Genomic DNA, 11948 nt, shown 5'->3' on the forward strand with positions numbered 1-11948 from the left:
AGCGGGCGCCAGAGCCGGGGTGTGCTTTCTCTTGCTTACTTCTCTTTGCACAAGCAAAGAGAAGTAAGTCCGCCGCCGGAGGGCGGCGGAAGAAGCCAATAGATCGAGCACAACGCAACGCAACTAACAGCAAAGCCATGGCGGGTTATGGCGCTGGCGCGCCTAACCCGCCCTACGGGTTCGCAGATCTGCGCGGCGCTTCAGGCCAGATGTGGTTTTGCCAGATATTCTTCTGACTGCATCTCAGTGAGACGCGAGAGCGTGCGCTGGAATTCGAAGCGCAGGCGCTCGCCGGCGTAGAGTTGTTCGCGCGGTACGTCGGCGGCGATCAGCAGCTTCACGCCGCGATCGTAGAACTCGTCGACCAGATTGATGAAGCGCCGCGCCGCGTCCTCGCGAAACACCGTCAGCTGCGGCACGCGCGAGAGCAGCACGGTGTGATGCGTGCGGCCGATCTCGATGTAGTCGGCGGCGCCGCGCGGGCCTTCGCAGATTTCATCGAAGTCGAACCAGATCACGCCGTCCTGCTCGCGTCGCGCACGGATCACGCGGTCGTTGATCTTCAGGTCCACCGCCTCGGCGTTTTCGCTGTGCGCGATGTGGTCGAACCAGGTGGCGAGATTGGCCTCGGCCTTTTCATCGCAGGGATGATGGTAGATATCGGCCTGCGTCAGCTGGCGCAGGCGGTAATCAATGCCGCCGTCCACGTTCAGCACCGCGACGTGACGCTTGAGCAGATCGATGAAAGGCAGGAAATTGGTGCGCTGCAGGCCGTTCTCGTAGAGCCGCTGCGGGGCAATGTTGCTGGTCGCCACCAGGGTCACGCCGTGACGGAACAGGTTTTCGAACAGCCGGCCCAGAATCATGGCATCGGCGATGTCGGAAACGTAAAACTCATCGAAACACACCACGCGCACGTCGGCGGCGTATTCGGCGGCGACCAGTTTCAGCGGGTCGCGTTCGTCCGGATAGCGTTTGCGCCGCTCATGCACGTCCAGCATGAAACGGTGAAAGTGCGTGCGCAGCTTGGCGGCGAAGGGCACGGCTTCATAGAAGCAGTCCATCAGATACGTCTTGCCGCGACCCACGCCGCCCCACATGTACAGGCCCTGCACCGGCGGCCAGTCGTGCCGGCGCAGCCAGCGGCGCGGCTTGGCTTCGAGCAGATTCTCGTAGACCTGCTGCAGGGCCTTGATCGCCTGCTCCTGCGCCGCGTCGTGCGTGAAGTCCTCACGCTGCAGATCGCGGCGATAACGTTCCAAAGGCGCAATGGTGTTGCGCAGCGGCATGAAAGAGATTCCTAGCGCAGGCGCGCGCCAAACAGCCGCGCCAGATGCGGATTGAGAAACAGGCCGCGCGGATCGAGTTCCTCGCGCAGCTTGCAGAAGTCGTCGAAGCGCGGATAGAGCGTGCGCAGCTCGGCGGCGGTCTTGTCGTGCGGCGAAGCCCAGTGCGGACGGCCCTGCACGCGGTCAAAGATTTCCGTCACCGCCGCGTAGTAGTCGGCGTGGGGTTGTTCGCGATAGGCCGGCACCGAGATGCAGGCACTGTCGCGCTGGTACTGCGGCGACAGCCAGGCGTCGTCAGCGCGCACGTAGCGGATTTCGACGGGTACATGCACGCGCAGCGCCAGCGCGTGTGTGAGCCGGTCAAGCTGACGCAGCACTTCCGGCAGGCGCGGCGCGGGGATGGCGTATTCCAGATGTTCCACCGGCGTGCGGCGCGGCGCGGCGTAGGCGTGCTCGGCGTTGAGAATCAGCACTTCCTCGCGCCGGCGCGTGGCGAGCATGGCGCTGGCGCGTTCGGCCGATTTCTGTGAGCGCTTGGCCAGGGCGCGCATGCCGCGCAGATACACCTGGCTGAAGAACTGCCGCCGCAGCGTCTGCCAGCTCAGCTGCGAGGGCGGCGTCTCGCGGGTCTCGTCGGTGAAATGCAGGCGCACGGTGTGCGCGTAGGGAAACCACATCAGATCCAGGCTGCGATGTTCGCTGCGCAGCTCATGCAGGCGGGTCAGCGCCTCGCCGAAGCTCACGCGCTTTTCGCCCACGCGCAGGCGGTAATGATCCACGCACTGCAGCTCGACATGCGTGATCACGCCCAGCGCGCCGAGCGAGACGCGCGCGGCGTCGAACAGCTCCGGCAGCTGCTCGCGCGAGCAGCTGCGCAGCGAGCCGTCGGCCAGCACCAGACGCAGACCGGTGACCATGCTGGAGAGATTGCCGAAGGCCATGCCACTGCCATGCGTGCCGGTGCCGATGGCGCCGCCGATGCTCAGGCCGTCGGTGCTGGGCGCGGTTTCCAGGGCCAGATCGCGTTCGGCCAGCTGCTCGGTGAGCTCGGCCAGCGTGGTGCCGGCGCGCACCCAGACGCGGCGGCGCTGCACATCGGCCGAATCGATGCCGGTGAAGCGCGCCAGTGACATGTGGTTGTCGTCGGTCCAGCACAGCGGCGCGTAAGAGGCGCCGCTGCCGATCACGCGCAGGCGCTCGCCTTCCTCGGCGGCGCGCAGCACCTCGGCCTGGATTTCCTCCAGGGTCAGCGGTTCGGCGGTGTGGTTGGGTTCGCACTGCGTGGTGCCGGCCCAGTTGCGCCACTGCGGCTTGCTTGCCGGTGGCGCCAGATGCAGACGGAACAGGGGATTCATGCGGCTTGCTCCAGGGCTTCGGCGGCGTCGCGATCCGGTTCGCCGCAGAGGCGCAGCACCTGTTCGCGGACCCGCTCGCGCAGCCGCACGGCCACGGTGCGGTGATCGCCCGCCTCGGGATGCAGCGGCGGGGCGATGTGGATTTCCAGCGGCTGCCAGCGCGGCAGCTTGCGGCCGCCGCCATACAGGCGCCGCGAACCGCGGATCGCCGCCGGCACCACCGGCGCGCCACAGCGGGCAGCCATCAGAAACGCGCCGAGCTTGAACGGCAGCAGGCCCGCTTCATCCTCGAACGTGCCTTCGGCGAACACGGTGAGGGCTTCGCCGGCGTGCAGCTTGCGCATCAGGCTGCGCGTGGCGGCGGCGCCGGCGCGCGAATCGCTGCGGTTGACGAACACCACGCCCATGCGGCTCAGGCACTGGCCGACCAGCGGCCAGCGACCGGCGCCGTCCTGCACCACGAAGCTGTAATGACGCGGCAGCACGGCGGTGAGCACGATGCCGTCCAGATAACTGGCGTGATTGCAGACCACCAGATTGCTCCCGGCAGGCAGGTGCTGCAGGCCACGCACGCGCAGCGGCACGCCGATGCAGAGCAGCATCAGGCGCACGGCCAGGCGTCCGGTCTCGCGGCGCAGGGCCAGCGTCGGGCCGAGAATCACGGCCAGACAGACCGGCGGGATGAGCAGCACCAGCACCAGGGCCGCGTAAGGGGCGTAGAAACAATCGAGGAGGCGGCGCATGGGCCGTTATTATAGGAATCGTGACCGCAAAAAAGCCTGCAGCCGACGAAACCACTGCTTTGGCCGCCGAAGACCAGGCCGCCATCGAGCGCTTCATCGACCGCCTCTGGCTGGAGCGCGGCTTGTCCCGCAACACCCAGGCCTCTTATCGCAGCGATCTGAAACTGCTGGCGCGCTGGCTGCATGGCCGCAGCGCCAGCCTCGCCGAGGCCAGCGAGGCGGATCTGCGTGGCTATCTGGCGGCGCAGGCGCGGCAGCCGCGCAGCCAGGCGCGGCTGCTCTCGGCGCTGCGCCAGTTCTACCGGCACCTGCATGCCGATCGCCAGCGCGAGGATGATCCCAGCGCCCGCCTGGAAGCGCCGCGCCTGGGCCTGCGCCTGCCCAAGACCTTGAGCGAGATCGACGTGAGCGCGCTGCTGGAGGCGCCGGACTGTGAAGAGGCCCTGGGTCTGCGCGACCGCGCGATGCTGGAGCTGATGTACGCCTCCGGCCTGCGCGTGAGCGAGCTGATCAGCCTCAAGCTGTCCAGCGTGGACCTGCGCCGCGGCGCGCTGCGGGTGCTGGGCAAGGGCGGCAAGGAGCGCATGGTGCCGACCGGCGAAGAGGCCGTGCACTGGCTGCAGCGTTACCTGCAGGAAGTGCGGCCCGACCAGGCCCTGGCCGGCGAGGACAGCCTGTTTCTCAGCGCGCGCGGTGCGGCGATGACGCGACAGAATTTCTGGCAGCGCATCCGTCTGCACGCCGCTGCGGCCGGCATCCGTGCCGCGCTCTCGCCGCATACCCTGCGCCATGCCTTTGCCACCCATCTGCTGGAGCACGGCGCCGATCTGCGCACCGTGCAGGCGCTGCTGGGCCATGCCGACCTGTCGACCACGCAGATCTACACGCACGTGGCCAAGGCGCGGCTGCGCGAGCTGCATCAGCGGCATCATCCGCGCGGCTGAACCGGCGCCCGGGCTTGCTGTCATAATGCAAGTCCCTCAATTTCTGCTGCGGAAATCTCGCGTATGAAGGCTGGCTTAAGTCTGGGTCTGGTGTTGGTGGCGCTGGCCATCGGCGGCTGCGCCGGCAAGAAGGAGAGCGGCGCCGAACAGGTGCAGGCCAAGCTGGCGAAGCTGCTGCCGGGGCTCAAGCCCGAAAACGTGCGCCCCGCGCAGGCGGCCGGTCTGTACGAGGTGCAGGACGGCGCCAACTTCGGTTACGTCACCGCCGACGGCAAGTATCTGATCACCGGTGATCTGGTCGATCTGGCCTCCGGCCAGAGCCTCACCGAAGTCACCCGCCGCGGCAATCGTCTGGCACAGCTCAAGACCCTGGGCGAGCAGAACATGATCGTGTTCCCGGCGCAGGGCGCGGCCAAGCATGTGGTGACGGTGTTCACCGATGTCGATTGCGGCTACTGCCGCAAGTTCCACAGCCAGATCGCCGACTACAACGCCCGGGGCATCGAGGTGCGTTATGTGTTCTATCCGCGCACCGGCCCGGATACCGATTCCTTCCGCAAGGCCGAGGTGGTGTGGTGCTCGGCCGACCGCAAGACCGCGCTCACCGAAGCCAAGCTCGGCGGCGCGGTCAACGGCAATACGCAGTGCGACAATCCGGTGCGTCGCGAATGGGATCTGGGCAATGATCTGGGTCTGCGCGGCACGCCGATGCTGGTGCTGGAGGACGGCAGCGTGGTCAACGGCTATCTGCCGCCCGATGCCCTGGCGCAGCGCCTGGAATCGCCGGACAGCGGCGGCCTCGCGCATCGCGGCTAAAGCCTTTTAAAAAGCCTTTTTCCGGCGCGGCCCGTGTGGGTCGCGCCGGGCCCGTCTGGCCTGCGGTAAGCTGCAAGCCTGCGGACGCCGGTCACTTTTGATCCTTCAGCGATGTCCAAGCCCAATCCAGCATCACCCGCGCCGCCGGAAGCGGCACGGCCGGTAGACGGCGAACGCAGTCTGCGCTGGCAGCGCTGGAAGACCGTCGCCACCGTGCTCGCCGCGCTGCTGATGACGGCCCTGATCATCTACGCGCTGCAGCGGCTGACCGAGGAAATCCGTTACGCCGATCTGCTGCATGCGATCCGTGGCACGCCGCGCAGCGGCATCCTGCTCGCGGTGCTGGCTACCGCCGCCAGCTTCCTGGCCCTGAGCGGTTACGACTTCTCCAGCCTGCGCTATGTCGGCGGCACGGTGCGGCCGCGCATCGTGGTGCTCACGTCCTTCATCGCCTATGCCCTGGGCAATACCGTGGGCCTGGGCGTACTGACCGGCGGCGCGGTGCGCCTGCGCATGTACACGGCCGCCGGCGTGGAGGCGCCGCTGGTGGGCCGCGCCATCGCCTTCAATGCCCTGGCTTTCGGCATCGGCATCTCCACGCTGGGCGCGCTGGGCCTGCTCTGGGGCGCGGGGCAGGTGGCGCGCATCGCGCATCTGCCGCCGGAGCTGCTGCGCGGTCTGGCGGCGTTGATTCTCATGCTGGTCTCGGCCTTCGTGGCGATCTGCGCGGCGCGACGCGAGTTCAGCCTCGGCCCGCGCATCCAGATCAAGCTGCCGGAGCCGGGCCTGGTGCTCAAGCAGCTGGGCATCTCGGTGCTCGAACTGGTGTTCTCCGCGGCGGCGCTGTGGTTCCTGCTGCCGCATTCCGGCATCGGCTTTCCCAGCTTCATCGCCTTCTACGCCATCGCCATCACCCTGGGCCTGATCAGCCATGTGCCGGGTGGTCTGGGCGTGTTCGAGGCGGTGATGCTGCTGGCTTTCTCGCATCGCCTGCCGCTGGATCAGCTGGCCGGCGCGCTGGTGCTGTACCGCGGCGTCTATTACCTGCTGCCGATGCTGCTGGCGGTGGGCCTGCTGGCGCTGATCGAGATGCGCTCCGGCGTGGGCGCGCCGGTGACCCGCGCGGCGGCGCGGCTGACGCCGGTGGCGCTGTCGGCCTTCACCCTGGTGGTGGGCGTGATGCTGCTGGTGTCGGGCGCCACGCCCGCCACCGACGAAGCCTCGGAACTGCTGGCGGCGCGCGTGCCGCTGCCGCTGGTGGAAGCCTCGCATTTCATCGGCAGCATCGCCGGCATCGCCTTCCTGTTCATCGCCCGTGGCCTGCTGTATCGCGTCGATGCCGCCTGGTGGGCGGCGCTGCTGCTGACCTTCATCAGCTTCTGGCTGGCCCTGCCCAAGGGACTGGCGGTCACCGAAATGATGGTGCTGGCGCTGCTGGGCGGCGCGCTGGCGGTATCGCGCAAGGAGTTTTACCGGCGCGCCTCGCTGCTCACGGTGAGTTTCTCCACCGGCTGGCTGCTGGCGGTGGCCTGCGTGATCGCGGCGGTGTTCTGGGTGCTGTTCTTCGCCTACCGCGACGTGTCCTACGGCAACGAGCTGTGGTGGCAGTTCACCTTCAACGGCAATGCGCCGCGCTCGCTGCGTGCGATCACCGCCATCGCGGTCATCGCGCTGGCCATCGCCTTGTGGCGGCTGATGCGCCCGGTGTCCGGGCGTGTGCAGCTGCCGACCGCCGAAGAACTGCAGCGTGCGCTGGGCGTCATCCGCAAGCAGAACCGCGCCGACGCGCTGCTGGCGATGACCGCCGACAAGGGCTTGATGTTCTCCGCCTCCGGCAACAGCTTTCTGATGTACGGCAAGCGCGGCCGTTCCTGGGTGGCGCTGGGCGATCCGGTGGGCCCGGCCAAGGAGTGGCCGGAGCTGGTCTGGCGCTTCATCGAGATGGCCACCGCGCACGGTGACCGGCCGGTGTTCTATCAGGTGCGCCCGCAGTCTCTGCCCATGTATCTGGACGCCGGTCTGCGCATGCTCAAGCTCGGCGAGCATGCCGACGTGGCCTTGCCGGAGTTCACGCTCAAGGGCAGCGCGCGCGCCAATCTGCGCCACGGCGCCAGCCGCGGCGAGCGCGAGGGCCTGAGCTTCGAGTGGGCCGAGGGCGAGGCGATCACGCCGCTGCTGCCCGAACTCCGCGCGATTTCCGACGCCTGGCTGCAGGAACACGAAACCCGCGAGAAGTGCTTCTCGCTCGGCCGTTTCGACGAGGCCTATCTGCGCAGCGGCGGCATCGCCCTGGCCCGTGAAGGCAGCGGCCGCATCGCGGCGTTCCTGAGCGTGATGATCACCGACACGCGCATCGAATCGGCGGTGGATCTGATGCGGTACCGGCCGGACGCGCCGCGCGGTGCCATGGATTTTCTGTTCGCGCGCACGCTCACGCATCTGCAGTCCCTGGGCTACCAGAGCTTCGGCCTGGGCATGGCGCCGATGTCGGGCATGGCCGAGCATCCCCTGGCCTCGCGCTGGCATCGCTTTGCCCGCCTGCTGTTTGCGCACGGTCAGCAGTTCTATAACTTTCAGGGGTTGCGCGCGTTCAAGGAAAAGTTCGCGCCCAGCTGGGAGCCGCGCTATCTGGTGGCGGCGGGTGGTACGGGCCAGCTGCTGGCCCTGGCGGACATCGCCGCGCTGGTCAGCGGCGGCATCAAGGGAGTCATCAGCAAATGAGGGTTTTGTCGGGCTGGCGTTTAATGGCGGCGATGCTGTTGCCGCTGCTCTGCGGCGTGGCACAGGCGGAGCAGACGCTTTCGCATGGCCGCTTCGAGACCGTGACCCTGTATCCGCCCAAGGGCCAGGTGAAGAGCTTTGTCATGGCTTTCTCCGGCGCCGGCGGCTGGCAGGCACACGACGCCTATATCGCAAAGCTGCTGGCTGGTGAAGGTGCGCTGGTGGCCGGCATCGATCTGCGCGAGTTTTACCGCGAGATGAGCAAGGACCCCGGCGACTGCTACTACGCCAGCGGTGACCTCGAAAACCTGAGCCGCTACGTGCAGGCCTACTATCGCCTGCCCACGTATTACCCGCCGATTCTGGTCGGCGAGGGACTGGGCGCGAATCTGGCGTATGCCATGAACGCGCAGGGCGAGGCCGATCAGTGGACCGGCACCATCTCCCTGGGCTTCTGTCCGCAGACCGGTTTGCGCAAGCCCTTCTGTGCCGGCAAGGGCGTGCGTTATCCGGGCAAGATCAAGCCCAAGAACAAGAACCTGCTGAGTCTGGCGCCGGCGGCTGCGCTGCACGCGCCCTGGACCTGGATCGATCCGGAAGGCGCGGAGGCCTGCGAGGCGCCGGCCAGCTTTGCCGACAACGAGCAGGCGCAGCGGCTCAGCGCCGCCGCGGCGGATCGTGATCGCCTGCTGCTGCAGCGTTACCGCCTGCTGGTGGCCAAGCTGGAACCCGAGGAGCCGGCGTTGCCGGGCTCGCTCAGCGATCTGCCCCTGATCGAACTCAAGCCGGTCAAGGATCAGAGCGAGGATTTCGCGGTGCTGCTGTCGGGCGATGGCGGCTGGGCGGATCTGGACAAGCGCGTGGCCACGGTGCTGCAGGCGCGCGGCATTCCGGTGGTGGGCGTGGACTCCCTGCGCTATTTCTGGAACGAGCGCACGCCCACCAGCGTCGCCGGCGATCTGGACCGCATCGTCCGTTACTACATGACGCGCTGGCACAAGCAGCGCGTGCTGCTGATCGGTTATTCGCAGGGCGCCAACGTGCTGCCGTTTGCCCTCAACCGCCTGCCCTCCGCCACACGCGGCAAGGTGGCGGTCACCGTGCTGATGGGCCTGGGTGAACGCGCCGACTTCGAGTTCCACGTCAGCAACTGGGTCAGCGAGAGTGACAGCGGCCTGCCGATCGCACCGGAGATGCAGCGCATCGTCGAGGGCAATCCGGTGTGCATCTACGGGGTCAAGGAAGATGATTCGCTGTGCCCGAAACTGGATGCCAAGAAGATTCATCTGATCCAGTTGCCCGGCGCGCATCACTTCGACGGCAACTATGAGCACCTTGCCGATCTGATCATCGCGGCGGCCGCACGTCAGCCATAGCGCACAACTGCACGCGGCGTATGCGAAGGCGTCGCGCGGTCTTGCCGACGACCGGTAGCTGCAAAGCGAAGCTTTATCGGTACACTGAAACCGTAACGCAACGGGTTTTTCAGGAGTACCAGTACTGCCCGTCATGTCGCAGTGGAAGCACCGCCGAGTTGCGCGCCTGTTGCGCGCGTCTGACAACGGCCGGTCCGATGCCGGCAAGGTTTCGCTAACGCTCGCGCTCTGCGGGCTACGGCCAGCCAGCGGTAGATGGGCGAGACAGCCGCCTCCCTGGCACGCTGGCCGCAGCTTTCATTTCTTTGACTTTCCACGCCAGCGGCTTGCCCGCCTTCACGCCGGCTTTGTCTGTGCCAGCGCGATGTCGAGTATTTGTCGGAGCGCCGCGTCGATGCCGTCAGGATGATGACGGTGACGGATCGTGAAGCATGGCACGCGGCCAAATTCTGACGTCCGGCGCCCTTGTCATACCTCGTGGCAGCCCTGCCTGCCTGAGCCCAGCGCCAAGCATCGGCTGGCCCCATCCGTCGGCAGCAGGCGTTCACCGTTCGTTGGGAAAAACCTACCGGATGCCCAGGCTCGATGGGAACTTGCATGGGCCTTGCATTACTTATGGTGCAAGCAAGCTGAACGGCTCGCGTCATGGACGGTCCCAGACAAGAGCCTTGATCTGCGTCAAGGTGTTTATGTGGAATCGCGTACAGCTGAGGTTTGGTCGGACGCGGCACACTGCATTCAGTGGCTAGCGATAGCCAACGGAGGGATGGGCGATGAGCGTATTGGACAGTTTCCGCCAGCAGTATCTGAAGGCGCGTCAGGAAGAGATGTCGCTTGAAGAGTATCTGGCGCTCTGCAAGCAGGACCCGCTGGCCTACGCCACGCCGGCGGAGCGCATGCTCGCCGCCATCGGCGAGCCGGAGCTGATCGATACGCGCAACGATCAGCGCTTATCCCGTCTGTTCTCCAACCGCGTGATCCGCCGCTATCCGGCGTTTCGCGAATTCTTCGGCATGGAGGATGTCATCGCGCAGGTGGTGGCCTTCTTCAAGCACGCTGCGCAGGGCCTGGAAGAGCGCAAGCAGGTGCTTTATCTGCTGGGTCCGGTGGGCGGCGGCAAGTCTTCCATCGCCGAGCGTCTCAAGAGCCTGATGGAGGCCTATCCGATCTACGCGCTGAAAGGCTCGCCGATCAATGAATCGCCGCTGGGCTTGTTTTCGCCCGAGCGTGACGGCGCCATGCTGGAAGCCGAGTACGGCATTCCGCGCCGCGTGCTGTCCGGCATCGCTTCACCCTGGGCGCTGAAGCGGCTGGCCGAGTTCGACGGCGATATCACCAAGTTCCGCGTGGTGCGCATCCAGCCTTCGGTGCTGCGTCAGCTGGCCATCGCCAAGACCGAGCCGGGCGACGAGAACAACCAGGACATCTCCTCGCTGGTCGGCAAGGTGGACATCCGCAAGCTGGAAGCTTTTTCACAGGACGATCCGGATGCCTATTCGTATTCCGGCGGTCTGTGCCAGGCCAATCAGGGCCTGCTCGAATTCGTGGAGATGTTCAAGGCGCCGATCAAGATGCTGCACCCGCTGCTGACCGCCACCCAGGAAGGCAACTTCAAGGGCACGGAAGGCTTTTCCGCCATTCCCTTCAACGGCATCATCCTCGCCCACTCCAATGAGAGCGAGTGGCAGACCTTCCGCAACAACAAGCACAACGAGGCCTTCCTCGACCGCGTCTACATCGTCAAGGTGCCGTACTGCCTGCAGGTGTCCGAAGAGGTCAACATCTACCGCAAGCTGCTCAGGAACAGCTCGCTGGCGAGCGCGCCCTGCGCGCCCGGCACGCTGGACATGATGGCGCAGTTCTCGGTGCTGACACGCCTGAAGGACCCGGAGAATTCCAACATCTATTCCAAGATGCGCGTCTACGATGGCGAAAGCCTCAAGGACACCGATCCGGGTGCCAAGTCGTATCAGGAGTATCGCGACTACGCCGGCATCGACGAAGGCATGAACGGTACCTCCACGCGCTTTGCCTACAAGGTGCTGTCGGCGGTTTTCAACTACGACCAGACCGAGGTCGCCGCCAACCCGGTGCACCTGATGTATGTGCTGGAGCAGCGCATCCTGCGCGAGCAGCTGCCCGAGGAAACCCAGCGCCGCTACCTGGAATTCATCAAGGGCTATCTGGCCGCGCGCTATGCCGAGTTCATCGGCAAGGAAATCCAGACCGCGTACCTGGAGTCCTACTCCGAATATGGTCAGAACATCTTCGACCGTTACGTCACCTTCGCGGATTACTGGATCCAGAATGAGGACTATCGCGATCCGGAAACCGGCGAATCCTTCGATCGCGGCGCGCTGAACAGCGAGCTGGAGAAGATCGAAAAGCCGGCCGGCATCGCCAACCCCAAGGACTTCCGCAACGAGATCGTCAACTTCGTGCTGCGCGCCCGCGCCCAGCATGGCGGCAAGAACCCGCGCTGGACCAGCTATGAAAAGCTGCGCGAGGTGATCGAGAAGAAGATGTTCTCGTCCACCGAGGAACTGCTGCCGGTGATCTCCTTCAATGCCAAGGCTTCGGTCGAGGACAAGAAGAAGCACGAGAACTTCGTCGGCCGCATGGTCGAGAAGGGCTACACCGAGAAGCAGGTGCGTCTGCTGTCCGAGTGGTATCTGCGGGTGCGCAAGTCGGCCTGAGCAAGGCC

The 11948-nt window shown here is 66.0% G+C and carries 8 protein-coding genes; 5 read left to right on the forward strand and 3 right to left on the reverse strand.

Translation table 11 applies throughout. From position 1 onward, the window contains the following. Positions 1-200: 200 nt before the first annotated feature. Genes zapE through BMY12_RS19335 form a run of 3 tightly spaced genes read right to left on the reverse strand, consistent with a single transcriptional unit; the run spans position 201 to position 3387 of the window. Positions 201-1289, reverse strand: a complete 1089-nt coding sequence (gene zapE / locus BMY12_RS19325) for a cell division protein ZapE (protein ID WP_093289610.1) — start codon at positions 1287-1289, stop codon at positions 201-203. An 11-nt stretch (positions 1290-1300) separates the two neighbouring features. Next, positions 1301-2644 (reverse strand): D-arabinono-1,4-lactone oxidase, encoded by a 1344-nt coding sequence (locus tag BMY12_RS19330; protein WP_093289611.1) that lies wholly within the window; start codon positions 2642-2644, stop codon positions 1301-1303. Beyond that, on the reverse strand, positions 2641-3387 hold the full coding sequence (locus BMY12_RS19335) for a lysophospholipid acyltransferase family protein (protein ID WP_093289613.1): 747 nt from the start codon (positions 3385-3387) through the stop codon (positions 2641-2643). Before BMY12_RS19335 ends, BMY12_RS19330 begins: the two co-directional genes overlap by 4 nt. A gap of 59 nt (positions 3388-3446) precedes the next feature. Between BMY12_RS19335 and xerD the strand changes: the two genes are divergently transcribed. The 5 genes from xerD to BMY12_RS19360 all read left to right on the forward strand — a co-directional run bounded on the left by xerD (position 3447) and on the right by BMY12_RS19360 (position 11940). Continuing rightward, positions 3447-4331 (forward strand): site-specific tyrosine recombinase XerD, encoded by an 885-nt coding sequence (xerD, locus tag BMY12_RS19340; RefSeq protein WP_281242454.1) that lies wholly within the window; start codon positions 3447-3449, stop codon positions 4329-4331. 63 nt (positions 4332-4394) lie between these two features. Further along, a complete protein-coding gene (locus BMY12_RS19345) occupies positions 4395-5147 on the forward strand; it encodes a DsbC family protein (protein WP_093289617.1) in 753 nt (250 codons plus the stop codon). A gap of 111 nt (positions 5148-5258) precedes the next feature. After that, complete coding sequence (gene mprF / locus BMY12_RS19350) at positions 5259-7868, forward strand: bifunctional lysylphosphatidylglycerol flippase/synthetase MprF (protein WP_143069021.1); 2610 nt, start codon at positions 5259-5261, stop codon at positions 7866-7868. Next, on the forward strand, positions 7865-9244 hold the full coding sequence (locus BMY12_RS19355; protein ID WP_093289618.1) for a virulence factor family protein: 1380 nt from the start codon (positions 7865-7867) through the stop codon (positions 9242-9244). The genes mprF and BMY12_RS19355 overlap by 4 nt, the downstream gene beginning before the upstream one ends. Positions 9245-10017: 773 nt before the next feature. Next, positions 10018-11940 (forward strand): PrkA family serine protein kinase, encoded by a 1923-nt coding sequence (locus BMY12_RS19360; protein ID WP_093289620.1) that lies wholly within the window; start codon positions 10018-10020, stop codon positions 11938-11940. Positions 11941-11948: the final 8 nt, after the last annotated feature.

The organism is Solimonas aquatica (assembly GCF_900111015.1).
Lineage (GTDB): Bacteria > Pseudomonadota > Gammaproteobacteria > Nevskiales > Nevskiaceae > Solimonas > Solimonas aquatica.

Bases quoted from the DNA above. Each gene is read 5' to 3' on its own strand.
- BMY12_RS19330 (WP_093289611.1), bottom strand. From the start codon at position 2,644: ATGAATCCCCTGTTCCGTCTGCATCTGGCGCCACCGGCAAGCAAGCCG.
- BMY12_RS19355 (WP_093289618.1), top strand. From the start codon at position 7,865: ATGAGGGTTTTGTCGGGCTGGCGTTTAATGGCGGCGATGCTGTTGCCG.
- BMY12_RS19335 (WP_093289613.1), bottom strand. From the start codon at position 3,387: ATGCGCCGCCTCCTCGATTGTTTCTACGCCCCTTACGCGGCCCTGGTG.
- zapE (WP_093289610.1), bottom strand. From the start codon at position 1,289: ATGCCGCTGCGCAACACCATTGCGCCTTTGGAACGTTATCGCCGCGAT.
- BMY12_RS19345 (WP_093289617.1), top strand. From the start codon at position 4,395: ATGAAGGCTGGCTTAAGTCTGGGTCTGGTGTTGGTGGCGCTGGCCATC.
- BMY12_RS19360 (WP_093289620.1), top strand. From the start codon at position 10,018: ATGAGCGTATTGGACAGTTTCCGCCAGCAGTATCTGAAGGCGCGTCAG.
- mprF (WP_143069021.1), top strand. From the start codon at position 5,259: ATGTCCAAGCCCAATCCAGCATCACCCGCGCCGCCGGAAGCGGCACGG.